Source organism: uncultured Microbulbifer sp. (assembly GCF_947489355.1).
GTDB lineage: Bacteria > Pseudomonadota > Gammaproteobacteria > Pseudomonadales > Cellvibrionaceae > Microbulbifer.
This window is the reverse complement of sequence record NZ_CANLDD010000027.1, coordinates 18,292-41,745: the sequence shown is the minus strand read 5'-3', so window position 1 is coordinate 41,745 and position 23,454 is coordinate 18,292. Positions and strand designations below refer to the sequence as shown.

The following is a 23,454-nucleotide window of genomic DNA, read 5'->3' as shown; positions in this document are numbered from 1 at the left end:
TAAATGGGATCTATTGTTTTATGAAATGTTATCTATTTGTTTGTTCTCTAAAGAATTAATACATACTGGTAAAGCAGGAGGGAAGAATGCCCCCTCTCCCAGGACCGTATGATGCACGGATGCCGATTACGAACGTACAGGGATGTATTCACAGCGCGTCCTGGGAGAGGGGTATTATTACTTTCCGACCGGGTAGTAGAAGTGCCTTAATTGTCATTGATGTCAGAAAATGTGCGATTGCTAGAGCCATATTTTTGATTCTTGGGTAGGCTATGAATGTTTCCTTGAAAAAAGTGATTACCCAGCTTAGAGAGAATAAACAATACTTCTCAACACCCTGTTATGTTTACTCTATTGAAGATGTTGCTAACAATTACAAAAAACTCAAGGGGGATCTGGGAACATCCCTGATCTACTCTCTAAAGGCGAATAGCTGTCTTGATCTGATTCTGCGCTGTGGACATATTTTTGAGGATGGCGTAGAGATAGCTTCTATAGGGGAGTTGAATCTTCTTCCGAGAGGGCAAGTTTTTCGTTATATTAATAATCCTTCTGCGGATAAAAAATTTCTTCGATCAGCAGTCTCCAGTAACTCTGTATTGGTTGTGGATAATTTATCCCAGTTAGGTTTGATAAAAGAAGTTCAAGTAAAGCGCTCTATTAACCCGCTGGTATTGCGATTAAATCATAGTATTTTGGATAAGTTTGGTGTGATACCTGGCAGGGTAAGGTCAGACCATTTTGGTTTGAGTTGGGGTGATGCCCTAGCGGCTTTGGATATCTGTAAAAAAAACCACCTGACAGTAGCTGGGTTTCATATCTTCAGAGGTTCATATAGCTTTATAAAGTTGGCCAACATTACCGCACAGGCTGCATTGCATATTACTAAAAGCTTCGAAAGTGCACTGGGTTATCCAATTGCATTCGTAAACCTAGGCGGTGGAATCGAGAGCCACTGGCAAAACCAGAAGTTTGAATTCTCCAGATATAGAAGCCTGCTTTCAGAGTTTCCGTCCTATATACAAATTGCCCATGAAAGTGGTCGAGCCATTATGGAGACAGCCGGATACTTTGTAACAAAAGTGCGTTATGTGAAATGGATTAATAAAACGCAGTATGGTATTTGTGATGGCGGTATGGCACAGAATTTTCTTCTGGCGAAAACAGAACAGACATTTAGGCGTTTACAAGAGCCCATAATAGTGCGAAAAGGAATAGTTGTAGACTCAGGGGATACAGCAAATTGCGGTTATCTCGTCGGTACATCCTGTAACAGGGATGATGTGATCGGTAAGGTGATGGGGAAAGAAATTGAGCCTGAAGATTTGGCCATATTTTGTAATTGTGGTGCGTATAATGCCAGCTATACCCTTGCACACTTTCTCAGGTTGCCTCCGGCAAAATCCTATCTGATGGAGTAGATTATGCAACTGCAATCCCAAGTAGGTGACTTTATAGTAAGACAGCTTTCTACAATTTCTCCAGCTCCTATATCCTTCCAATGGTTAATTGAGTGTGCATGTATTCGTCTATTTGATGCCTCGATGATTGTTGAAGATCCATTGTCAGAGTTGGCGCCCCTGAAAGAACCGCGGATTGAACAACCGTTAAAACAGGTTGAGCAGATCTATGCGATTGATCGTGTCATCGACTCCGTGCGCAATGAGGGTTTGATCAAATACTTTCACGAGATGATAGGACTTTTCGGTTCAGTGATGATAAGCCTGACAGCAACGGAGAAACAGCATGCCCAGGTAAAAAATTGGGTTGATCGCGGTATTTCCGGTCACTTTCTAATGACGGATAGTGGAGGGCCAAGTCTGAATAGTTGGAGAACCGAGCAAATCGAAAATGAACGTGGCCTAGTATTAAATGTAGATAAAATACATGGGATCGGAGCGCAAAATTTAGGTTTTGCCATGGTGGTTGCCAAGCAGTCAACACGGCCATTTCCGGCTACCTTCTTACTGCCTCCGGATATTTGCGCACAGTTGAACCAATCTGCTATCGGTAAACCATTTCTGGCTGGGACACTGCAACTGGGGAATTGTCATGGCAGTGTGAGAGTATCAAGGGATATGCTGCTCAGTAAGGGGGGATTGGGATCGGTCAATCAGTTTCTGAGTTTGATCCGCCCCCGCTTTGTCAAATCTCTAATGCACCATGTTTTATGGCTGCATGACCAGAATGAAGTGGATCTCACCACCTTAGATCAGGAGCATATTGAGTATCTTATTTATTTGTGCAATGAGCAGATTTCCACTCCGGTTTTTTCTTTATGCAGTATAGACAGAGTCCTGGCGATAAAATTTTCGAGCAATGAGCTGCTTCTGGATCTGGTGTGTGCCGGTAAAGTGAAAAGCAAGGTTTGCCAGAGGGATTTTCTGGCTTTTACAAAAGCGGAAGGCAGTTCATATCGGTGCTTTTATGAAATCTATAGTAAAGCGAAGGAATACAGGATATGAGCCTGTATTTAAAGTCCGCCGCGTATACACCCATTGAAACAGTCAATATTACTACAAATGGCAACTTAAAAAGAACCGTTCATTTAATCACAGCTCTAATCTATGAGCAAAGTGAGCGAGTGTTAAACGTTATACGCCCAGAATTAAGAAGGCAGATAAGTCGTCACTTTCTTTGCTCTACAATGATAGAGCTACCTTTCACTTCGGGAACGATCAAAGAGCGGGATATCCGCCCTATAGAAAGAGAGTATTATGTACCAGTTAGTAGTTTTGTAAATACCTATGAATGTGCATCCTGGGGGTATAGTCTTCGTTATTATTTGCGACAAAACCCAAGTGTTCACTATATTTTAGTCAGCATCCTGGATGTGAACATATTGAGCTTGAGTTTTTGGAAAAATAACAAAAACTGGGGGAAAAGCGGTTTTGGGCTCTGTACATTGCTTTTGGAAGTGGAGCAGTATAATGAAAAAGAGATAACTGCGGATTGTACGCTAACTTACAACACCATGCCGGAATTTGCAATCATTATCCGCAAAATAATCATGAACCAAAGTAATCTTACTTTGGCACTGCCTTTTTTCCCAGAAAAAACCCGTCAAATTTTCTCAAAGCTTCTCAATGATGTTGAACAATTTTCGGATCTTCATGCAAGATGGGGGCATTGTTTTGGCAGCGATCCATGGTTGAATATTATCACTCATGGTGTGAATAAAAAAATTCAAGAGCACAAACGGATTTTAGCGTGCTCGTTGGCGCTCAATGGCTATTACTGCATTGCGGAGGTAGGTGTCGATCAACATAGCAGATTCTATTTGTCAGAAAAAATATGAATATACGAATCCAAATATCGGCGAATCTTCTGCGCAACCCCTATCCGCATTTGCCAAAGCTTTGCTCTGCCAGAACCTTACCACTTGAACATGCGGGCGATTTTCAGGCTCTTTCCAGTCTTCATGTTAATAGTGTGCCAATTTTATTGAATTACTCTGAGCACTATAAATTTATCGTGAACTTGCTGAAATGCATAAATAGTTGTAATCCCCAGTTCAAAACACTCTTGCTAAGGATGCAGATGCCAGCGGGCGGAAGAATGCCCAGGGAATTTTTGCATGAACAAGTGCTAATGCTCCAGGATGTATCCAATGAAGAGGCGATACTCACCCAGGAAGGTAAGGCGTATTTAGTTATTGAGGATACACTGATTCGGCATCCTCTGGAGGCTGGGCAGAATACTATCCGTGTAAGAATTTCTTCTCCTGACCACTGTCGGGATTTAGTCGAGAGTATTTGTCAACGATTACATGCACATGGGTTTGAAGGAGTAGAAACGACGTTTTCGCATGAGGCCATCTAGATATGTTTATTAAAAGTGTCTGGATAGAAAATAGTGGAGAAACAATTCAGTTATTGTGCTGTCTGAATCGATACCTGTCCATGTTTTCAGTTCTTCCAAGGCTTATTTATATCGTATCTGCCGGGGAAGTAAATGTACTGCTTGATCGATGTGTAATACGCTTTATTGCCGATCTGGAGGATGTCGGTCACGATATTTTTTTTCTGGGAAGCGCTTGTACCAGCTTTCATGCAGCCATTCTAAGCTACTCAACCAGAAAAGAGTCGGAGGCCCTCATTATTAATCTGGAAGTCGCCAGAGATCGGCAACAAGAGTGTTTGGATGCCTTGGGAGTTGGAATAAAACCAGGCCAGGATGGTCTTAAGGTGACTACCGGAGTGGCCGTTACCTGGATATGCAGAGACTATCAATCGCAGAGTATTTGTCGGATATCAAACTGCTCTATTTTATCTCAGCATCCATCACTTAACGGCGCTCAGCATCTGATAAAGAATTTGAGTAAAATAACTTCTATTATTGCAGAGCAGAATACAAGTCGTGTGGTATCGTTCAATATTGCATCTCGTTGGGCGAAATGCCTGCTAAAGGGATTTTCTTGTATAGAAAAAGCCTGTTGGTTGCCAAGTATTGAGGATGATGGAAAACATTACCTGAGTATTAAACCTCTCATAGAGATCAATAAATATTTCTTAGATGAAGGTTTTGAGAAGCTCGTGGTCATTACGCTCGGTGGTGGTGGCAGAGCTGGATGTCTTACAATCGAACGTCCTTTTGCTGGACAGAACGGATCGGTTTCAAGATTGATCAATACGAAAACCCTTTCCCTTGAAGAAGCTTATCTCGACTTTAGTGTGGCATGGCATATCGGGTACATCAGGGGTGGAAACCATCTATTGCATATACGCAACGCCTTGCAGTATCCCCAAAAAAAATATCGAGGGAAGATAAATCAAATATTTCATTGGGTATTAGGTTCCCGAAGCTGGCGAATACTCCTGCCCGGTCAAGGAGTCGGATATGTCTAAAAATATCTATAAGATTGATCTAAGAGAGTTCAAATTTCTTATTGAAGATCAGTTCTATCAGACGCGAGAATTGTTTGAACACCCTCTCTACCAGGACTGCTCACCGGAAATCCTGCACGAAGTATTGTTGCGCGCAAAGAATTTTGCCTATCAAGTGTTGGGTCCCGGCTTTCAGCAAGCTGATGAACAAGGTTGCCAGCTAAAGGCTGGTAGTATTCAGCTTCCTGAGTCTTTTCCGAAAATGTGGAAAAGATTTAAGCAGGAGTGGACCGGTGTAACCTCTGTAAGCGGGGAGAGAAGAAGTACTTTGCCGCCATTTATTTTGCAGATGATTCTTGAGATGTTTATGGGATCTAATCCCAGCTTTATGGCCTATGGAGGTTTCTGCCTGCCCTCATCCACTTTGTTAGACAGATATGGCAGCGAGATACAGAAGGTGCTTTTTAGAGACAGGTTGGCTGCTTCGGAGTGGACTGCTTGCCTGTGCCTCACAGAACCACAAGCGGGAAGTGATGTCTCTCTAGTGGAAACCAGGGCAAGGAGACAGGCAGACGGCACATATTTGCTGACTGGTGAGAAATATCTGATTAGTGCCGGTATGCATGATCTGACTGATAATATTATCTACTTTGTATTGGGCAGGGGTGAGCAGAGTGGATCGGGGACCTATGGCCTTTCTTGTTTTGTAGTACCCAAATACTGGGTGGATGAAGATGGTACTCTCGGCGGATTTAACCATGTAGAGTGTATATCTTTAGCTGAAAAAATGGGTTTCAAAGGGTGTGCCAATACACATCTTACTTTCGGTGCGCAGGGTCCCTGCCGGGGTTATTTGTTGGGGGAGCGGGAAAATGTGGGCCTCTTGCAGTTCCTTACGTTAATGAACCAGGCCAGGATAAGCACGGGTGTCTATGCTCTGGGAATGGCCTCTTCTGCATACTATAACGCACTTTCCTACGCTTCCAGGCGGCTTCAGGGCAAGCGGTTCGATCAGAGCTTTAGTCCAACGGCCGATCGGGTCAACATTTTAGAGCATGCCGATGTACAGCGGATGCTGCTAGAAATGAAGTCCAAGGTAGAGGGTTGTCGTGCTCTAATTGCGAAATTGACCTTGTCGGAGAGTCTTATTAATACTTTTGAGGGGCGCGATGATAAGGAAATGGAGAGAGTGCATCACCAGGGTCTGGTAGATCTACTGACCCCGGTTGTAAAAGCTTATATCAGTGACCAGGCTTGGAGAATATGTGAGCTGGCTATTCAGACCTGTGGTGGCCGCGGGTATTTACGAGATATGGGCTTAGAGCAGTATGCCCGGGATATCAAGGTACTGGCAATATGGGAAGGTACTAATTATATCCAAAGTCAGGATCTTATCCGAGACAAGCTGGGATTGGGTAATACGAGTAAGCTTTTCAATATATATAAGATAGAGATTGATAGATTTATTGATACGGCAGGGGATTATCCGCAGCTCCTAGACGAATTTAGCTGTTTGAAAGACTCCCTTGGACACTTTGAAACCGTATTAAAGGTTGTACATGACTGGGTCAAGAGCAAGGAAATGTTGAAAATCCCTGCCTATAGTACCCGGATTCTTCATATGATGGGAGATATTACTCTGGCCTGGTTGCTACTGGAAGCTGCTTGCGTGTCTTCTTGCAAGTTGAGCAAAAGAAATGAAAATAAAGAATTTTTTAACTCAAAAATTATTATTGCCAAATTTTTCATCAGAAATGAGTTACCTAGAACACAATATTATTTAAATGTTATTCAAGATCGTAATTCATTTTGTGAATTAGAATTTTCTGACTGGAGTTCTCTGTTGAGCGAATTGGAATGATTTTGATGAATGCAGTCACACTACTAAAATCTGAATATGACGTAATCATCATCGGTGGAGGTTGGGCAGGCCTAACCCTTGCCCGACAGCTAAGGCGCGGCAGCCGTAACATATCTATTCTTGTAGTGGAAGCCAATAGTAAATTTCGCGGTAAAGTAGGTGAGGCCACGGTAGAGATGGCGGGCCATTACTTTATAAAACAACTGGGTATGGTTAATTATCTTTACCGCAATCACCTTCCCAAGAACGGCCTGCGTTTCTTCTATGATAATCCTGATCACAGTTTAACTCTTGCGGAGATGAGTGAACATGGAACCACCAGTATTCCACCGCATCCCGCATTTCAGTTGGATCGGGCCCGTTTGGAAGCAGACCTGGTAGATATGAATCGTGATAACGGTATCGAAGTGATAATGGGAATCAAGGCTACCAGACTGGAAATAAGACAGGGTGATAAGAGGCATTCGGTAGAGTTGTCAACAGAGGATAATGAGATTTCAGTGCATGCTCGCTGGCTGATCGATTGCAGCGGTCGAAATAGAATTTCCCGGAAGCATAAAAAATTAACCCGACTAGAGAATGTGCCGAAGCATTTTTCCGCTTGGGGGCGTTTTAGGAATATTCAGGATATTGACTCAATGGGTAATGAAGCCTGGAGAAAAAGAGCCTATGGACGATTTTTGTCTACGAACCACTTCGCAGGTAATGGATATTGGATCTGGGTAATACCTCTCAGTGGCGGTTATACGAGTATAGGTGTCGTTGGGGAAAAAGAAAAATTTAATTGTCCGCCGACCAAAAAAGAGAATTTTCTCAACTTTCTAATGCAATATAGGGCGGTTTCGGAATTATTACAGGGTGCTGATATTGTCGACTTTGAAGCTTGGGGGCAGCTTGCCTACAGGGCGGATGAATTTATCTTCGCAGAAAGATGGGCAACATCCGGATTTTCGGCCATGTTTCTCGATCCTTTGTTTAGTGGCGGTGGGGACATGATTGCCCTGTTTAACGACCATATCACAAAATATGTGCTTAAGGATATTGGAGAGGTTGACAGAGATAAAGCGCAGAAAATACTCGAAACTGAGTTGCCGATTGCGAATCGAACTGCCAAGGAGTTCTTTCAGGGACTGTACGCTCATGTGGCTAATGTTTATCCTATTATTGACTCTGCAGAACTCTGCTCTCCTTTACTGGCTTACAACACCGCTGCCTATTTCCTGGAGATTGTCTGGGATTATATATCGGGAAGTTATCTAAATCAGGCATATTGGCAGCGTAAAAGCTATTTACGCCGCGGCTATATGGCGTTAGAGCTGATTCTGCAAAATCAGCTACTGGCCACAGTGGAGATTGTAAAATCCGAGGGCAGATACTATCGAAAAAATTCTGATGGATTTTTTGAATCTGGTGCTGATTATTATAAATACTTTGTATATCAGATGGGTATAAATGGACGTGATGGTTGGCGTATTGATTTGCGAATCAAGCTCTGGGTAGAAATATTCCTTACGATTGTTCAAGTTAAATTAGATCTCCCGTTGCTCGCCAACAGGATGGTGGTGCATAACAGTATTTTACTATCCGATATCCTAGAAAAGCCTACTTTGAATAAGAAAGATGAAGAATGGCTTTTTCAGAAGATTTCAGAAAAATTATCTGAGATTATTTCTGATCAAACTAATACCAAAGTTAGGGCTTTTATATCTGCCGACTCCTTCCATACCGGGGTAGTCAATATAAGTGATTCGTCAGGTTGCCTGTCTGAGGATGAGCAGAAAAATATTACAAAGAAAGCTGAGGCAATCTGGGCGCAGACTCAGGACTATATTGCCAGGCCTGGCATGGTGGCGGTGTTTTTGGCGTTCGCTCGCAGCCAGCCCGACAGTATTATGAACGCAGCGATCGATCAAAGAAAAACACAAGAATGAACATAAATATTTAAAAATAGAACTTTCGAGGACTATGTGACTCAAGAATTTTTTTTAGCGCGTGATGGGAAGAAATTAGCGTTTCGCTGGTTGCCGTCAGAATATACTCAGGCGGTGTTAATTTGTATGCACGGTAGTACATTTAACAGTCAATGGTATCTTATGTTTGGTCGTATAGTACAGGACCGGGGTATCACCGTCTGTCTGCCGGATTGGCGAGGCCACGGCAACAGCGAAGGGCGTCCAGGAGATCTGGATTACCAAGATCAACTGCAAGATGATTTGCAAGACCTGGTAAATCACCTGAAGGGGAAAGGGGTGCATCATTTCGTGCTCGGCGGGCATAGTGCAGGTGCACTGGTGGCACTTCGCTATCTGGGGATGTATGGAACAAAGAATATTATCGCTTTTTTTGCGATTGCGCCACCACTGACACAGACAGACGAAACAAGGAAACATAATTACGACACATCCGGATGGGGGCATTTTTTCAGATATTTCCGTAGGAAAAGATATTCAAAGCCTCTGGTAGAGTCTGAGCTGAAAAATCTTCCTAAAATGAACTTGTGGCTTTACTGGCTGGCGCTGCTAATCCCTTACTTCAGGAACTTACCAGTTTTACACTTTCCTGCACTGGGATCAATTGCGGGGAACCAACAAAGAATTCTCGACTGCAGCTACAATCTGCTGGGTGCTTACAATGCTAAATACTATGCTGAGTTATTTAGCAGTATTGACATTCCCTGTCATTTTATTGTTGGAGAATTTGATGAGGTGATTGATGCGCATATTCTATATACGGTAATGACTTGGTTTATCTCTCCGGATATAGATTCGCGACTGACTGAAATACCGAGGGCGAATCATATGTCTGCTATTTCGGCGTCAGCAAAACTGATTTCATCTTGGTTGCACGCAACATCAATCTTTTCTCTAGCGGTGGAAGTGTGAAAAAGGGGTATGATACTAAACCAGAGATGAAATCGATTGCAATAGCAAATGGATCAGAGATTTGCCTGCTAAACCTCATAAATGGTAGAAGCTCAACAAAGCCCAGTTTTGAAGGGTGTGGGGGAGAGCAAGGCGTTATTCGTAAATATGGTAAAAAAAATTTTTACTTACAGATTTCGCAATCTTTCGACAGTGCTTTATTCTACTATATAAATAATAACCGATTGTACTTAGGGCAGAACATATTATCCTTTTTGCAAATGGGTGTTAATAGGGTTGATCTTCGTTATCTTATTGAAATGGAATACTTTGGCTTTTCGATTGATCGAAAATGTTTGCTTATGGGTGTTAGAATGCTGTTTCCGGGTGATTGTGTATCAGTTAACGCCAAAGAACTGATATGGTTAGAAAAGCGCATGCCTAAACAAGGTGGTTTTCATGCATCGCTGCTTGAACCACAGGGGCATAAGTCAGCAATTTATAACCTGTTGCCAAGAGTGGCTTCTCTCTTGTTGTCACCTTTTGATAGCGTGTTTCTTGCAAAATATTATCACAGTATGAAGTCCTGTAATACAAATATAATTACTGTGGAGAGAAGTAGTCTTCCAGGTAGTTTTTATTGTAATAGGGAAAGTAATTTGATTTTTAATAAAGCTCATAAAAACAATGTTGTCAGTGGTATTGATATTAAGGGGCATGCCCTGAGAGTGCTTGAATTTCTCAATTTAAGTTGGAATAGCTCCGGGTGTAATATGGAAATTGAAGAATATATAGATATTAATTTTAACTTTCCATTCAAGAGATTTTTGTTAAATATATTAGCCTCAAATACAGGAACAAAAATCCGGATCGTAGATTCCCATACTGTAGAGCCAACACTTGGCTCTATTTTTTCCATTGATGATAACTCAATAGCCAATATTTATGATTCGTTTCAAAGGATTTTCTTTTACGGAAACCAGTGGCTTGCTCGCAACTGGTTTTTTATCCCTCCTATGATTAGTGCGAAGCTCATTAAATTACAATATAAACATTGTAAAGATGAGCATCGGATCTATCTATTTACTCTAACTCTGGATTATTTGTTGAGATTTTATAATTTGAAAGTGCACCATACTAATGGAGATTAATGATGTCTACAGAGATTATAGAGAGTAAAGTCAAGGTGCTTTGTGAACAAATATCACTTATGTTGAATGTCGATTCTGTTGACCCTGATATGCCCATTGCCGATCTGGGGATAGACTCGCTGAATATCGTTGAAGTAATACTGATTTGCGAACAGCTCTATCCTGGTGTAATGAATCCTGAAAATCTAGTTTTTGATGAGCATACTACGCTACAGGAAATGGATAGCCAACTTATTGAAAATTCTGTTGAAGCGTAAACTTCTTTGGATCCATCAATGATTAAGAAATGGCTGGTAATACTATTAATAGGTATGGGTATTGGGAATATTGTTGCCTGGTTTTCAGGTTCAGCACCCATCGAATTCGAGAAAATAGCCTATAGTGGGCGCGACGATAAACAGTTAAATTTTCTTCATGCAAGGCTTGACGAGAATAAATTTGACACGGCCTCGATGCTACAATTAGGGCAATTGTACAGCCAACACAATGAGATAGGTAAAGCAGCTGGTTTATTAGGAAGAGCCTATCGGAAAGAGCCTGATAATATGCTGATCAAGGCTGCCTTTTATTCCAACGAGGGGAAATTAGCTGGTGCTATGTTTGACCCATTGATGGGTATTTATAAACTCTATCGTTTGCGTCATGCCATGGGTCAAGTGGATGCGGCTGCACTCGAAGCAAATTCAGATTTTAGCGTTCGTATGATTCGCTTGTTGACTTTTGCCTATGTGGGTCCAATCGGTGGTTTTTTCCATCGCGTCTTTGAGGATGAAGCCTGGTTTAATGCGTTGATAAGTGAGACACCGAAAGCCATACCCATGGAAGCCAAACAACTGATCTATATAGCGTTGGCTAATGCCTATCTTATTAAAGAACGGGAGGATAGTGCGGATATGGCTACTGCATCCAATTATTATCAAAAGGCGATGGTCTTGGCGCGTTGTCCATACATCCTGCAGGCATCCTGCAAGGAGCTGACACAACGGTTTGTGGCTTTGGATGGCAACTGATGCTGGTTAAACTTACCAGTGTTTCAAAGCGCTATTTGATCGGAAATGCCTGGGTTGATGCTCTTAAGAATATCACCCTTTCAATGGATAAGGGCGAACTTGTTGCGCTCACAGGCCCCAGTGGCAGTGGTAAGAGTACTTTGCTGAATATTATATCGGCATTGGATCAAAGTGATTCCGGCAGTGTGCTTGTGAGAGGCGTGAATATCGGAACGCTCAGCGAACACAAGCGCTCCGATTAAGGCGCAGGAATATCGGTATTGTATTCCAATCGTTTAATTTGATACCCGTACTCACCGCCTTGGAAAACGTGATATACCCTTTGGTACTGAGAGGTGTGCGGGATGCCAGATCACAAGGGGTTCAGGCTTTGAGAGATGTCGGTCTGGAGAAACTGGGTAGCCTGCGGCCGGCGCAGATGTCAGGCGGGCAAATGCAGCGTGTCGCTATTGCCAGAGCCATAGTTACTCAACCGGATATTGTTCTGGCAGATGAACCAACTGCAAATTTAGACTCCAGAACCTCTGAAAATATTATGCGGTTGGTACAAAATTTGAATAAGGATCAAGGCATCACTTTTGTTATTTCAACGCATGATGCGTATATTACAAACCTGACGTCTAGGGTCATTACCCTTTGCGATGATGAATTGGTCAATGATAGCGCTGTAGCAGCAGTGACTTCTGCTAGACAGACGTTGAAGCGCGTCAGTGCGCAGGAAACCCAGACATGATAACCAACATCTTGCACATTTTTCATTTCCGCTTCGTTGTCATGCTGGCTTTAACTGCCTGCTTTTTCAAGGCATGGGCTGTGGATTATATTCTGCCAACAGAAATTCCTGCCAATTATTCTGACAGGCTCCGTCTTATTGCCGCCCTGGATAGTAATTCTTCGCCTGAATATAAAAAGGCAGCCTATCTCACTCAATTGGCCTTGTTGACTTCGTCTTCCGAGGCCCGTGTTGAGGAGGTGGTAGCTTTAGAAGAGCACTTGAAACAGTTGCGAGAACAGCTAAATGATGACGCAGAATTGGACGCGGCTTTGGGTTCTACGATTTCATATAAATCCAGTTTCTATACTAATGAGTTTAGCAAACTCGCACTATTCTCAAGAACAGGTAACCGAATAATGGATAGGGCGGTGAAACAGTGGCCGTTCAATCTGGGTGCTAGGCTTCAACGTGGTATCAGCTGTGCAAATATGCCAGCCTTTTTGAGAAGGGCCCACTATGCAGTAGAGGACCTGGAGATGGTCAGGCAAAAAATCGGCGAAAAATTTGGAAAAGAATTTCTTGCATTGGTTGAATTTAACCTGGCGCAGGCTTACAGCAGAAATAAGCAGAAAGAAGAAGCCAGGCTGTTATGGCAAAAGTTGGCGATTTCAGAAACAGGCTGGGTCCAAAAATCCCGTTTGTCATTGGAAGCACTGTCAAAATGACTTTGGGCTGGAAAGTTGCACTGTTGAATATTGTGAGGCATCGAAGACGCAGTATGACTACTCTGGTAGCAATTGTCTTTGGTTGTGCCAGTTTGATCGTATTTGGGGGTTTTGTCCAGTCGATATATGAGGGTATGCGTGAGAGTATGATCCGTTCACAACTCGGTCATATCCAGGTTTACACCAAAGGTTATAGCCAGTATGGGAATATTGATCCTGAGCGCTACATGGTTCCCGCGCCCGTTCTGGAGCAAATTGTTCGGGTGATTGATAAGAAAACGCAAGCATTGGTTGTGGCTCCACGATTGAATTTCAATGGATTGCTTAGTGATGGTAAGCAATCTATTGCGATATCCGGTATTGGTATAACGGCCGAGAAGGAAGTTCTGCTTTCTTCGGCTATTCGCATTGTAGATGGTGAAGATTTGTTTGCAGAGGATAGATCCGCGGCCCACTTGGGGGAAGGACTTTTTAACGCTCTGAATGCACAGGTTGGAGACTATTTAACCCTGTTGGCGAGCACTGGAGATGGTGTAATCAATGCAGTCGATGTATACAGGTAATGGGTGTTATCAACACAGGTGTCAAAGTGTTGGATGACAGGCTGTTGCGAGTAAATCTGTCTCTTTCGCAGGAGTTATTGTATACATCCGATGTGACCCGCCTGCTTGTACTGTTGGAGGAAACAAGTATGACGTCTGAGTCTGTTACTAGGCTGACGATGGCTTTTCGTGAACATGGACTGGTGCTCGAGCTGAAAAGCTGGGAGGAGTTAGCGGATTACTACCACCAGGTGGTTGGTCTGTTCGATGGTGTGTTTGACTTTATCACAGTCATCGTTTTGGTGATTATAGCGTTAAGTATATCGAATACAATGCTAATGTCGGTGATGGAACGTACCCGTGAACTTGGCACCATCAGGGCGATGGGCGGTACGCCAACACAGGTTGTTGGGTTGATTCTGCTTGAATCAATGTTTCTGGGGGTTATCGGAGGCCTGCTCGGTCTGCTGGGCGGAATTCTAATGGCTAGGGGAGTTAATTTTGGGGAGTGGATGATGCCTCGGCCGCCCGGCAGTACTGAAGACTATCCAATACGAATATTAATTGCGCCGGATATTTTGTTAAAAACGTTTGTGCTGGGTGTGTTGACTGCTTTTTTTTCCTGTGTATATCCCGCTGTAAAGGCATCCAGAATAGCAGTTGTAGATGCATTGAGATTCGCCTGATAGCGGTTGTTGTTTGTGATCCAGTGGATTCAAACTGTTTGGTGCCGTGATGGATGGATATCGCTTAGTTTTTCTTGTTATTTTGTTGACGAATTTCAATCATTCAGTTTCGGAGCAAATCTCTGTCGAATCGTTAGTCAATAGGTTAGATGAGGTGCGCGGTTATAGGGATCAGGGGTTCAGCTTTAATCTTACCAATATAAGTTATAAAAAAACAGGGAGCCACGAAGTAATAAATTTAACATAAAAGTTTACAATATTAAATCGCTTATTTATTTTCAGTCGCCCGCTCGTGAAAGAGGTTGGGTAATGTTGAAAGAAAATACCAATATGTGGCTTTATATTCCTGGTACCCGCCGGCTTATCCGTGTTGCCCCATCTCAACGGTTACTTGGTGAAACCAGTAATGGTGATGTTGTGGGTGCCAGCTTCAGGAAAAATTACGATGCGAAAATATATGGAGAAGAATCAATAGTGGGGAAGGAGTATTGGATATTGAAATTGACCGCAAAATATCCCAGTGTTACTTATTCATCTGTGAAAGTTTGGATGGAAAAATATGCAGGTAATAAGCCATTCAAAAGTGAATTCTATTCTCGTTCAAAACGTCTTTTGAAAACTGCTTACTACAAAGAGTACAAATTCTATGAAGGCGAGCTTAAACTGCATAAATTATTGTTGGTGGATGCTCTAATGAAGGATAGTTACACCTGGATGAGGTTCGATGACTATCGTTTGGAGGTGCTGGATGCCGCTATTTTCCAGAAAGAGTCCCTGGGCAGGCTTAATTAGAAAAAAACAGTAAGATTTAGCAAAGGTCTGATCATAGGTTGTCCATTTTTTTGTTGGGGGCCGCTATGAACAATGATACCATCGAGTATAAAGATCCGTTTTCCAATGAGGCAGATCAAGTCCATTTTTCCGATGATATCAAGACCACTGATACAGTAAAAACGGGTTTACTTAAGGAGTGTTCAGCTTCTGTTGTTGCTTACCATGAGTTGAACTCTGTCAGGGAAAAGCAATTTTTCGACACGGGTGAACTGGTGTTTCCCATAGGCAACACACAGTTGGCACTGGATCTCAATGGCCACTTCGCGGACGGCCCCTATTTTTCGGCCTATACACGCCTCGCATTTTTCGGACATTACCAGATAGATGAAGGTGGAAAATCGATGGGAAAATTTGGCCACTATTTGCTGGAAGAATATGTATCTTATTACAGTGTGAATAAAAGATTTGGAATTAATATCGGTCGTCACAAGCCTCAGTGGAGCAATGGTTATCATTGGACACCAGCGAACCTTCTCAAACCTGTATATGATCGCCCGAGTCTCGATTCCGATATCCTCATCCAGCAACAGGGTTGGGACATGCTTCACATAGATCTGCGTTATGGGGGCTGGAATATTGGTCTTTATACTGTCGAAGTCGCCGATGGAGCTGGCAAGGTGTCAGATCGCGCTTTTACGCAAAAGGGGTTACAGACGGCGCTCAGGATCAATCGCGAGGGCGATCTGGATACGCAGTTGATTTTTCACCGATTGAAAGGGGGAGACACTGCTGCCGCTTTGGGGTTGAGTACACTGGCGCAGGATAGAATGACACTACGCCTGGAGGCAGCTTGGGAGCAGCAGCGGGAATTGCCGGTGGTCAGTCATTTCCGTTACGACCATAAAGAGAGGCAAGGGTATCTTAAAATGGTCTTGGGCACTCAAATCAGCCTCAATGGCGGCTGGGAGTTTACAGCAGAGTATCTGCATAATACCCACGGGTATGAAAATACGGAGTGGAATCAGGTGCGAGCGCAGGTTGACCTGGCCCAGATGAGCCTGCAATCCACACAGGCACAGGATGCCGCTGAGTTTCTGATCAACAGCTATGATTTGCTCAAAGTAGGGCAGCTGCGACGGGAGTACTTGTTCTTTATGTGGGGTAATACCCGGCTTGAAAAAAAGTTTCAATATCGCCAGAGTATTCACTACAACATGGATGATCATAGCCAGCTCCACAGCCTGGAATGTACTCAAAACTGGACTGAACATTTCAGTACCCGGCTCCAGGCCCAGCTGTTCACCGGTTGCAAACGTTGTGAATATGGCCTGATTCCCAATAAGGGGTCGAGTGCGGCTGAGTGCCAAATCCCCCTTTAAACAGATTATTTGGCTGAGCGGCAGTTCGCCTTACGAGCGGCGGATTCAGCAAGTGGGCCCATACTTGATGGTTTCTACAACACGGATGAATGTCGGCTTTTTTCAAGACACCCCATGCTGACAGCATTTATTTGTGCCTGCAAACGCAAACCGGGGGCAACTCAGATGATTTTTCGCTACACAATTCTATACGTCGACGATGTCGCGTCTTCGCTGATCTTCTTTGAGAAGGCATTCGGGTTTGAGCGTGGCTTCCTTCACGAAAGCGGCGACTATGGTGAACTGGTCACCGGAGCGACCAAATTGGCCTTTTCCTCAACGGCTCTCATGCAACAATTGGGCAAGAACCCGGCATCACCGAAGAGTGACAATCCGACATTTGAGATCGCTTTTGAGACGGATGATGTCTCTGGTGCCCTTCAAAATGCGCTCAATGCCGGTGCCTCGCTCATTCAAGACGTGCGTGATGAACCATGGGGGCAGACAACGTCTTATGTGTCGGACCCGAACGGCTATCTGATCGAGATTTGTTCCGCTGTGAAGCTTCCGGGATGACGTCATGATGGATGAGACGATAAGAGCCGAGATTGCTGGGCGATTGAAAGCTCTTGTCCATTCTGTCGCCCCTGATGCGGAATTCGTGGCCAAGTATGGTGGAACGATCATCCAGAGTGCCCCCGGGCAGCCAAAGTCGCAGTTCTGCGGGGTCTTCGAGTATAAGAACCACGTTTCTCTGGAATTCACGAACGGAGCCCAATTGGACGACCCGAAGAAAATCCTTGAGGGGAGCGGCAAACACCACAGGCACCTAAAGTTCGTTAGTATGGCTGACATTGATGACAAGGAGAGTAAGGATTTTCTGAGACAGGCATACAGGTTACAGAACAGCCTGACTTGACCAATTGCCAAGGCCGGGTTGGGCCAGGTCTTTAAGAGTGGCGTGGTCGCGACGCAATTGAACGGGCGTCTTTCCGAACCAACGTACAAACTCGCGCGTCATGTGGGCCTGATCGCTATAGCCGTACTCAAGTGCTATCTCAGTTAGCGGAACGCGGCAGGGGAGTGCTTGAACCGCCCGCCTGGCGCGTCCCAATTGACGCCAGAATCCCAGCGACGGTAGCGAGAGACCTTTGAAGTGACGTTGCAAAGTTCTTTCTGATACGCCTTGCTGTTTGGCCAATTCGGCGACGCTCCTCCCCGGCAGACCAATGTCATCAATGATTTGGGTAATCTCCTGATCGTGTCGCACGACGCTGCTGATCTGCGCGGCGAGATTGGCCGCGCTATGTGCTTCGGTGCCCAGGTCGCGAAGATCTATGGTAGCTCCGGGCCTTAGCCGAAAGCCCGTCAACGATGTGCCAGCACGCAGGCGTACCCGTCTTGGTGATATGTCCCAGCTCGTCGAATGAAGCCCGCTGATTTCCGACTCGTCATTGGAGATGACAATAATATCCGTACAGCCATCAGGCAAAACGATTGATGTTTCATCTGTCTCAACTGTGTAAGACCATTGATGAAAATAAGGTGGCTGCTCGATATTTGTTTCAGTCATAAACATCAGCGAAAGTCAGGTCTGGTGCCGGTTGAGGGTTCGGTAGATTGTTGGGCTGGACACGGAAAACACTTCGGTCAGATCGCTGATTGAATACTCTCCGGTTCCATGCATACGGCAGAGTTCTTTCTGCTGCTTGTCAGATAGCTTTGGCTGCTTTCCGCGCAATTTTCCCTTGGCACGAGCGATGGCCATGCCTTCGCGGGTGCGCATGCGGATGAGGTCGGCTTCGAACTCAGCGAAAGTGGCGAGGATGTTGAAGAACATTTTGCCCATTGGGTCTGTTGGGTCATAAACGGACGCCCCGAGAACAAGCTTGACGCCTTTGGCTTCGAGCTGATCGGCGATAGCGCGGGCATCTGGCACGGATCAAGCCAGCCGGTCGAGTTTGGGCACGACGAGCGTGTCATCTTCCCGCACAGCGGCAATGGCCTGATCCAAACCAGGGCGAGCGCGGCTGGTGCCGGTCAGGCCGTGGTCGGTGTAGATGCGATCCGAAGCAACGCCGAGATTTTCCAACGCCTGTTTCTGGGCGGTGAGGTCCTGATCGTTGGTCGAGCAGCGGGCGTATCTGATAAGCGTGGTGTTCATGGCAGAACTGTACGTATATGACCCCTTCATTGCAATTTTTATCGTACTACCTATACGAGACGCTTCCCGCACCAGTTTTTCTGGGCAGAGCGGATCACGAAAAACCGTCCGTTCATCGGACCTCTTACGGACATAACTTTGAATGGCACACCGAGCGGTTCTGACCGTGCGACAACGCGCGGCGCTTTTTGATCTTCCTGTCGATGAGGCTTTGCTGCTGAAACACTACACATTGGATGATGAAGACATCGCGCATATCCGCACCCGGCGGCGGCCAGAGAACCAGATCGGCTTTGCGCTCCAACTCTGCGCTCTTCGGTATCCGGGCCGCTTGCTGAATGCAGGTGAGGTGATCCCTGAGCTTGTCTTGCGTTTTGTGGCTGCCCAAATTGGCCTAAAGCCTGACGATCTTCTTCCCTACGCTGCCAGAGAAAACACCCGTTACGAACACCTTGACGTTTTGCGTAAGATATATGGGTACAAGATGTTCACGGGCAAGGCTGCAAAGAAGATGAAACGTTGGCTCGACCAGCACGCCGAGGCCGCACAATCCAGTGAAGGCATAGTGCGCGGGTTTGTGGAAGAGTGTCGGCGGCGCCAGATCGTCTTGCCCGGCCCAACCAGAATAGAACGTCACTGTGCGAATGCGTTGGTTGACGCCGAACGGCGAGTCGATGCCCGTATTGTCGCGCGTCTCGATAGCAAGATGCGCGTTCGCCTTGATGCCTTGCTAAACGAAGAGGTGGATGGTCGGGTCAGCCGGTTCATTTGGCTGCGTCAGTTCGAGGTAGGTAAGAACTCTGCCGATATGAACCGTCAGCTTGATCGGTTGGAATTTCTGCAAGGAATTGGCTTGTCACCTGCGGTTCTAGACGACATCCCAGTGCATCGGGTCACACAATTGCGCCGTCAGGGGGAGCGCTATTTTACAGATGGTCTTCGGGACATCACCAGTGATCGCCGATTGGCCATTCTCGCCGCATGCATTGTGGAATGGTCAGCTGCCATCGCAGATACCGTCATCGAAACCCACGACCGGATCGTGGGGTCAATATGGCGAGAGGCAAAGAGGATTTGCGATGCTCGTGTTGCCGCGGCGCAATCGGAGATCGCAGCAACCCTGGCCGGGTTCGAGATGTTGGGCACGACATTGTTGCTGGCCAAAGGCGATGAGGTGGCTGTCGCCGGCGCCGTGTATGCTTCCTGTGGCTGGGATGCTCTGGAAAACCTCGTCGCGACAGCCGGAGCACTCGGTAAGACCGTCAAGGCGGATACGCTGGCCTATGTCGAGCAGGGCTATCACCGCTTCAAGCTCTATGCCCCGCGAATGCTGGCAGTATTGGATATCGCGGGAGCCAGTGTGGCTGAGCCGTTGCTGGCGGCGACCGATGTGATCCGCGACAAGCGCGATGTTCCAAGTCGTTCTGCGCCCTTTCTTCAGCCACAGTCGAAGTGGCGAACTCACTTGCGGAATCCGGAAACCAACCGGGACCGCCTTTGGGTCGTCGCGGTTTTGTTCCATCTGCGCGAAGCCTTCAGATCCGGGGATGTCTGGCTTGCTCATTCCCGCCGCTACAGCGACATGAAACAGGCCCTGGTTCCGGTCGAGGCCGCTCAGACTATGGGTCTGTCGATGCCATTGGAACCGGAAGTCTGGATCGCAGATCGAAAACAACGGCTGGAAGACGGGCTGCACAGGCTTGCGATGGCGGTTAAAAACGGAACCCTCCCCGGTGGTGTCATCGGGGATGACCGGTTGCGTGTCGACCGGTTTGAAGCTGATGTACCCGCTGAAGCCGATAGCCTCATCCTTGATCTTTATCACCGCCTGCCGGAGGTGCGGATTACGGATATCCTCATGGATGTGGACAATGATATCGGGCTCACAGATGCCTTTACCCATCTGCGCACAGGAGCACCCTGTAAGGACAGGCTTGGGTTGCTGAACGTCATTCTGGCCGAGGGCTTAAATCTCGGGTTGAGCAAGATGGCCGGGGCAAGCAGCACGCATAGTTTTACTCAGTTGGCACGGCTTTCAAACTGGCACGTGGAAAGTGAAGCTATCAATCGGGCCTTGGCCATCGTGATCGAAGCGCAGGCACAGTTACCAATGGCAAAATACTGGGGTGCCGGTGAAACCGCTTCCAGTGATGGGCAATTCTTCTCCACCACGCGACAGGGTGAAGCGATGAATCTGATCAATGCGAAATACGGCCATGAGCCGGGCTTGAAAGCCTATACCCATGTACCAGATCAATATGGTCCCTTTGCCACGCAGGTTATCCCTGCCACGGTGAACGAGGTCCCATATATTCTGGGTGGGTTGCTGATGAACCCAACGGGCAAACGGATCAGGGAACAATATGCCGATACAGGCGGCTTCACCGATCTCGTATTTGCCGCTACTTCGCTGCTTGGCTATCTGTTCATCCCGCGCATCAGGGATTTGCCGTCCAAACGGCTGCATGTCTTTGATCGGCGAGGTGTCCCGACTGAACTGAGGGGTTTGGTGGGTGACAAAATCCGGGAAACCACCATCATCGCCAACTGGCCGGATGTTCTGCGCTGCATTGCGACGATGCTTTCAGGCAGGATGCAGCCCAGCCAGCTTCTGAAGAAATTGGCGGCACGGCCACGGCAACATGATCTGGCCATTGCGCTGAGAGAAATCGGGCGCATCGAGCGGACATTGTTTATCATCGAATGGCTGCTCGACACTGACATGCAACGCCGCGCTCAAATCGGCCTCAATAAGGGTGAGGCTCATCACGCCTTGAAGAATGCACTTCGGATCGGGCGGCAGGGGGAAATCAGAGATCGCACCGCAGAAGGCCAACACTTTCGGATCGCAGGGCTCAACCTTCTCACCGCTATCACAATTTACTGGAATACAAAACAGCTTGGGATGGCGGTCGCGCAGCGGAAAAAGCGCGGTTTGAAAACGCCAGAATATCTCCTATCGCACATATCGCCGCTTGGCTGGGCTCACATCATCCTCACAGGTGAATACAGGTGGCGGCAAATGAAGATGCAAAACGCTTAAAGGGGGATTTAGCACTCAGCCGCACTCGACACCTTGTGGGTTTAATCCCGTATCTGCAAAGTGGGACTGCCAGTCTGGAGACCTTGGATGGAGGGGAAATAAAACTGGCGATTAAGACCACGCCCTTGATCTTGTTGCTCATCAAACTGCATAACTCATAAGCAATCCGTCCAGAATAGGACTCAGCAACTAAAAAAAGCTGCCTATCAGAAAACAGTTCCGCCAGGCGCTGTGCCTGCTCAAGGTAGATTTTTTGAGGAAAATCGAAAAAAGAAATAAGCTCAAGGTCCAGGGATTCTGGCAGGGCCTCAATCAGGTGCCTAAAGAGCAATCCCGTTCCATCCAGCCCCGGCAATAATAGAATTTTCACAGGGAAGTTGTCATTTCGCCTTGTGATCCGGGCAGAATACGGGGGGTTAACATCTTGGGATCAAATCCCCAGCCGGCCCAGATCGTTTGTTTGGCTCGGTGTGCATGCGAAGCTACGCTGAAACCTGTGCCCCCGGCAGAGTGCGACAGTATCGCTCCATTCCCAGCATGGTTTATATTTTAAGGATCAGTGCCGGCCTCGGTGTGGTGTTGCTCACTCCCGGTGCCCTATTGTTTTTGCAATTCCCTGGATTGCCGGGTGAATCATAAACCAGTCATTGGTTGCGGGATCGGAGCGGTTCACGCAATTGTTTCGCCATGTCCAATAGCAGGGATTCGGTGGTTTCCCAGTCGATGCATTTATCGGTCACAGAAACCCCGTATTGCATTTGATCCAGGTTCGGCAGAAGTTTTTGGTTGCCGGCTTTCAGGTTGCTCTCCACCATGATGCCGATAATCGAGCGGTTGCCGTCGAGAATCTGGTGGGTCACATTGTTCACTACCAATGGCTGCAACTCGTGATTTTTGTTGGAATTGGCGTGGCTGCAATCCACCATGATATTGGGAGTGATATTGGCTTTGCGCAGTTCTTGTTCACACATGGTAACGCTGACAGAATCGTAATTGGGTTTGTTATTGCCACCCCGCAGCACCATATGGCCGTATTGGTTGCCGCTGGTGTGGATGATAGCCACCTGACCGCGCTTGTTGATGCCCAGGAAGCGGTGTGGATTAGCGACGGATTGCAATGCATTGATAGCCACTTCCAGGCTGCCGTCGGTGCCGTTTTTGAAGCCCACGGCGGAAGAGAGGCCGCTGGCCATTTCCCGGTGAGTCTGGGATTCCGTGGTGCGCGCGCCGATAGCGGACCAGGAAATCAGGTCTTGCAGGTACTGGGGCGAAATCGGGTCCAGGGCTTCGGTGGCTGTGGGCAGGCCCAGTTCGGCAACCTCCAGCAGCAGCTTGCGACCGATATGCAGCCCCGCTTCGATCTTGAAGGAATCATTCAGGTGGGGGTCGTTGATCAGCCCCTTCCAGCCCACTGTGGTGCGGGGTTTCTCAAAATAGACGCGCATCACAACCAGAAGGGTATCGGCGACCTTGTCCGCCACCTCTTTGAGGCGATGGGCATAGTCCATCGCGGCCTTCACGTCGTGGACGGAGCAGGGTCCGATAACCACCATCAGGCGGTGGTCTTTGCGGTCTAGGATATTGCGCACTGCGGCGCGCCCTCTGGCAACGGCGGCCTCCGCGGCGCCACTGATGGGGAGTTCCACTTTGAGGGTTTGCGGGCTGATCAGAACTTCCTGGGAGACAACATTCAAGTCGTCGAACTGCTGTGTGCTCATAGCGTTTACTGGCTACTCTG

Annotated in this window: 25 protein-coding genes and 1 pseudogene; 21 read left to right on the top strand and 5 right to left on the bottom strand. The window is 46.5% G+C overall.

Going from position 1 to position 23,454, the window contains the following annotated elements; translation table 11 throughout:
- The first annotated feature begins 272 nt into the window (after window positions 1-272).
- The 20 genes from Q1A48_RS12205 to Q1A48_RS12110 all read left to right on the top strand — a co-directional run bounded on the left by Q1A48_RS12205 (window position 273) and on the right by Q1A48_RS12110 (window position 17,428).
- Window positions 273-1,421 (top strand): PLP-dependent decarboxylase, encoded by a 1,149-nt coding sequence (locus Q1A48_RS12205; protein ID WP_299945153.1) that lies wholly within the window; start codon window positions 273-275, stop codon window positions 1,419-1,421.
- A 3-nt stretch (window positions 1,422-1,424) separates the two neighbouring features.
- On the top strand, window positions 1,425-2,465 hold the full coding sequence (locus tag Q1A48_RS12200; RefSeq protein ID WP_299945150.1) for a hypothetical protein: 1,041 nt from the start codon (window positions 1,425-1,427) through the stop codon (window positions 2,463-2,465).
- The gene (locus tag Q1A48_RS12195; protein WP_299945147.1) at window positions 2,462-3,298 is read left to right on the top strand and encodes a hypothetical protein; all 837 of its coding nucleotides are present in this window, start codon (window positions 2,462-2,464) and stop codon (window positions 3,296-3,298) included. Before Q1A48_RS12200 ends, Q1A48_RS12195 begins: the two co-directional genes overlap by 4 nt.
- Window positions 3,295-3,822 (top strand): hypothetical protein, encoded by a 528-nt coding sequence (locus Q1A48_RS12190; protein WP_299945145.1) that lies wholly within the window; start codon window positions 3,295-3,297, stop codon window positions 3,820-3,822. Before Q1A48_RS12195 ends, Q1A48_RS12190 begins: the two co-directional genes overlap by 4 nt.
- A gap of 2 nt (window positions 3,823-3,824) precedes the next feature.
- On the top strand, window positions 3,825-4,847 hold the full coding sequence (locus tag Q1A48_RS12185) for a hypothetical protein (RefSeq protein WP_299945143.1): 1,023 nt from the start codon (window positions 3,825-3,827) through the stop codon (window positions 4,845-4,847).
- Window positions 4,840-6,687: an acyl-CoA dehydrogenase gene (locus Q1A48_RS12180; protein ID WP_299945141.1), complete on the top strand. Its 1,848-nt coding sequence runs from the start codon at window positions 4,840-4,842 to the stop codon at window positions 6,685-6,687. Before Q1A48_RS12185 ends, Q1A48_RS12180 begins: the two co-directional genes overlap by 8 nt.
- 5 nt (window positions 6,688-6,692) lie before the next feature.
- Window positions 6,693-8,618 carry an NAD(P)/FAD-dependent oxidoreductase gene (locus tag Q1A48_RS12175; RefSeq protein WP_299945139.1) on the top strand — a complete coding sequence of 642 codons (1,926 nt, stop codon included), beginning with the start codon at window positions 6,693-6,695 and terminating at the stop codon, window positions 8,616-8,618.
- Between the two features lie 36 nt (window positions 8,619-8,654).
- Window positions 8,655-9,569, top strand: a complete 915-nt coding sequence (locus Q1A48_RS12170; RefSeq protein WP_299945136.1) for an alpha/beta hydrolase — start codon at window positions 8,655-8,657, stop codon at window positions 9,567-9,569.
- Window positions 9,524-10,699, top strand: a complete 1,176-nt coding sequence (locus Q1A48_RS12165) for a hypothetical protein (RefSeq protein WP_299945134.1) — start codon at window positions 9,524-9,526, stop codon at window positions 10,697-10,699. The genes Q1A48_RS12170 and Q1A48_RS12165 overlap by 46 nt, the downstream gene beginning before the upstream one ends.
- 2 nt (window positions 10,700-10,701) lie before the next feature.
- A complete protein-coding gene (locus Q1A48_RS12160; protein WP_299945131.1) occupies window positions 10,702-10,956 on the top strand; it encodes an acyl carrier protein in 255 nt (84 codons plus the stop codon).
- Between the two features lie 18 nt (window positions 10,957-10,974).
- Entirely contained in the window at window positions 10,975-11,709 is a 735-nt protein-coding gene (locus Q1A48_RS12155) for a hypothetical protein (RefSeq protein WP_299945128.1), read from the top strand.
- Window positions 11,709-11,951 carry an ATP-binding cassette domain-containing protein gene (locus Q1A48_RS12150; protein WP_299945126.1) on the top strand — a complete coding sequence of 81 codons (243 nt, stop codon included), beginning with the start codon at window positions 11,709-11,711 and terminating at the stop codon, window positions 11,949-11,951. Before Q1A48_RS12155 ends, Q1A48_RS12150 begins: the two co-directional genes overlap by 1 nt.
- A gap of 38 nt (window positions 11,952-11,989) precedes the next feature.
- Window positions 11,990-12,442: an ATP-binding cassette domain-containing protein gene (locus Q1A48_RS12145; RefSeq protein WP_299945123.1), complete on the top strand. Its 453-nt coding sequence runs from the start codon at window positions 11,990-11,992 to the stop codon at window positions 12,440-12,442.
- A complete protein-coding gene (locus Q1A48_RS12140; protein WP_299945121.1) occupies window positions 12,439-13,149 on the top strand; it encodes a hypothetical protein in 711 nt (236 codons plus the stop codon). The genes Q1A48_RS12145 and Q1A48_RS12140 overlap by 4 nt, the downstream gene beginning before the upstream one ends.
- 53 nt (window positions 13,150-13,202) lie before the next feature.
- A complete protein-coding gene (locus Q1A48_RS12135; protein WP_299945119.1) occupies window positions 13,203-13,712 on the top strand; it encodes an ABC transporter permease in 510 nt (169 codons plus the stop codon).
- Window positions 13,712-14,377, top strand: coding sequence for an FtsX-like permease family protein (locus tag Q1A48_RS12130; RefSeq protein WP_299945116.1), 666 nt, complete (start codon window positions 13,712-13,714; stop codon window positions 14,375-14,377). The genes Q1A48_RS12135 and Q1A48_RS12130 overlap by 1 nt, the downstream gene beginning before the upstream one ends.
- 309 nt (window positions 14,378-14,686) lie before the next feature.
- Entirely contained in the window at window positions 14,687-15,169 is a 483-nt protein-coding gene (locus Q1A48_RS12125) for an outer membrane lipoprotein-sorting protein (protein ID WP_299945114.1), read from the top strand.
- A 65-nt stretch (window positions 15,170-15,234) separates the two neighbouring features.
- Window positions 15,235-16,530: a hypothetical protein gene (locus tag Q1A48_RS12120; RefSeq protein WP_299945111.1), complete on the top strand. Its 1,296-nt coding sequence runs from the start codon at window positions 15,235-15,237 to the stop codon at window positions 16,528-16,530.
- Window positions 16,531-16,644: 114 nt separating this feature from the next.
- Window positions 16,645-17,085 (top strand): VOC family protein, encoded by a 441-nt coding sequence (locus Q1A48_RS12115; protein WP_299945109.1) that lies wholly within the window; start codon window positions 16,645-16,647, stop codon window positions 17,083-17,085.
- Window positions 17,086-17,089: 4 nt separating this feature from the next.
- Window positions 17,090-17,428, top strand: coding sequence for a DUF1801 domain-containing protein (locus Q1A48_RS12110; RefSeq protein WP_299945107.1), 339 nt, complete (start codon window positions 17,090-17,092; stop codon window positions 17,426-17,428).
- Here Q1A48_RS12110 and Q1A48_RS12105 read toward each other — a convergent pair.
- From Q1A48_RS12105 to Q1A48_RS12095, 3 genes and pseudogenes are all read right to left on the bottom strand, one after another.
- Window positions 17,408-18,082: an AraC family transcriptional regulator gene (locus Q1A48_RS12105; protein WP_299945104.1), complete on the bottom strand. Its 675-nt coding sequence runs from the start codon at window positions 18,080-18,082 to the stop codon at window positions 17,408-17,410. The genes Q1A48_RS12110 and Q1A48_RS12105 overlap by 21 nt on opposite strands.
- 15 nt (window positions 18,083-18,097) lie before the next feature.
- Complete coding sequence (locus Q1A48_RS12100) at window positions 18,098-18,277, bottom strand: helix-turn-helix domain-containing protein (RefSeq protein WP_299945172.1); 180 nt, start codon at window positions 18,275-18,277, stop codon at window positions 18,098-18,100.
- Window positions 18,263-18,673, bottom strand: a pseudogene (locus tag Q1A48_RS12095) (recombinase family protein); the annotation flags it as partial. The pseudogene Q1A48_RS12095 and the gene Q1A48_RS12100, both read right to left, overlap by 15 nt.
- Before the next feature lie 142 nt (window positions 18,674-18,815).
- Between Q1A48_RS12095 and Q1A48_RS12090 the strand changes: the two are divergent.
- Window positions 18,816-21,716 carry a Tn3 family transposase gene (locus tag Q1A48_RS12090; RefSeq protein WP_299945101.1) on the top strand — a complete coding sequence of 967 codons (2,901 nt, stop codon included), beginning with the start codon at window positions 18,816-18,818 and terminating at the stop codon, window positions 21,714-21,716.
- On the opposite strand, the gene Q1A48_RS12085 is transcribed toward Q1A48_RS12090, so the two are convergent.
- Both Q1A48_RS12085 and Q1A48_RS12080 read right to left on the bottom strand, forming a co-directional pair.
- Window positions 21,670-22,086, bottom strand: coding sequence for a hypothetical protein (locus Q1A48_RS12085; RefSeq protein ID WP_299945098.1), 417 nt, complete (start codon window positions 22,084-22,086; stop codon window positions 21,670-21,672). The genes Q1A48_RS12090 and Q1A48_RS12085 overlap by 47 nt on opposite strands.
- 274 nt (window positions 22,087-22,360) lie before the next feature.
- On the bottom strand, window positions 22,361-23,434 hold the full coding sequence (locus tag Q1A48_RS12080; protein ID WP_299945095.1) for a 3-deoxy-7-phosphoheptulonate synthase: 1,074 nt from the start codon (window positions 23,432-23,434) through the stop codon (window positions 22,361-22,363).
- Between the last annotated feature and the right edge of the window lie 20 nt (window positions 23,435-23,454).

Bases quoted from the DNA above. Each gene is read 5' to 3' on its own strand.
- Q1A48_RS12185 (WP_299945143.1), top strand. From the start codon at position 3,825: ATGTTTATTAAAAGTGTCTGGATAGAAAATAGTGGAGAAACAATTCAG.
- Q1A48_RS12100 (WP_299945172.1), bottom strand. From the start codon at position 18,277: ATGGCCATCGCTCGTGCCAAGGGAAAATTGCGCGGAAAGCAGCCAAAG.
- Q1A48_RS12205 (WP_299945153.1), top strand. From the start codon at position 273: ATGAATGTTTCCTTGAAAAAAGTGATTACCCAGCTTAGAGAGAATAAA.
- Q1A48_RS12110 (WP_299945107.1), top strand. From the start codon at position 17,090: ATGATGGATGAGACGATAAGAGCCGAGATTGCTGGGCGATTGAAAGCT.
- Q1A48_RS12140 (WP_299945121.1), top strand. From the start codon at position 12,439: ATGATAACCAACATCTTGCACATTTTTCATTTCCGCTTCGTTGTCATG.
- Q1A48_RS12195 (WP_299945147.1), top strand. From the start codon at position 2,462: ATGAGCCTGTATTTAAAGTCCGCCGCGTATACACCCATTGAAACAGTC.
- Q1A48_RS12135 (WP_299945119.1), top strand. From the start codon at position 13,203: ATGACTACTCTGGTAGCAATTGTCTTTGGTTGTGCCAGTTTGATCGTA.
- Q1A48_RS12150 (WP_299945126.1), top strand. From the start codon at position 11,709: ATGCTGGTTAAACTTACCAGTGTTTCAAAGCGCTATTTGATCGGAAAT.
- Q1A48_RS12090 (WP_299945101.1), top strand. From the start codon at position 18,816: ATGGCACACCGAGCGGTTCTGACCGTGCGACAACGCGCGGCGCTTTTT.
- Q1A48_RS12155 (WP_299945128.1), top strand. From the start codon at position 10,975: ATGATTAAGAAATGGCTGGTAATACTATTAATAGGTATGGGTATTGGG.
- Q1A48_RS12115 (WP_299945109.1), top strand. From the start codon at position 16,645: ATGCTGACAGCATTTATTTGTGCCTGCAAACGCAAACCGGGGGCAACT.
- Q1A48_RS12180 (WP_299945141.1), top strand. From the start codon at position 4,840: ATGTCTAAAAATATCTATAAGATTGATCTAAGAGAGTTCAAATTTCTT.
- Q1A48_RS12105 (WP_299945104.1), bottom strand. From the start codon at position 18,082: ATGACTGAAACAAATATCGAGCAGCCACCTTATTTTCATCAATGGTCT.
- Q1A48_RS12120 (WP_299945111.1), top strand. From the start codon at position 15,235: ATGAACAATGATACCATCGAGTATAAAGATCCGTTTTCCAATGAGGCA.
- Q1A48_RS12200 (WP_299945150.1), top strand. From the start codon at position 1,425: ATGCAACTGCAATCCCAAGTAGGTGACTTTATAGTAAGACAGCTTTCT.
- Q1A48_RS12190 (WP_299945145.1), top strand. From the start codon at position 3,295: ATGAATATACGAATCCAAATATCGGCGAATCTTCTGCGCAACCCCTAT.
- Q1A48_RS12175 (WP_299945139.1), top strand. From the start codon at position 6,693: ATGAATGCAGTCACACTACTAAAATCTGAATATGACGTAATCATCATC.
- Q1A48_RS12160 (WP_299945131.1), top strand. From the start codon at position 10,702: ATGTCTACAGAGATTATAGAGAGTAAAGTCAAGGTGCTTTGTGAACAA.
- Q1A48_RS12125 (WP_299945114.1), top strand. From the start codon at position 14,687: ATGTTGAAAGAAAATACCAATATGTGGCTTTATATTCCTGGTACCCGC.
- Q1A48_RS12080 (WP_299945095.1), bottom strand. From the start codon at position 23,434: ATGAGCACACAGCAGTTCGACGACTTGAATGTTGTCTCCCAGGAAGTT.
- Q1A48_RS12130 (WP_299945116.1), top strand. From the start codon at position 13,712: ATGGGTGTTATCAACACAGGTGTCAAAGTGTTGGATGACAGGCTGTTG.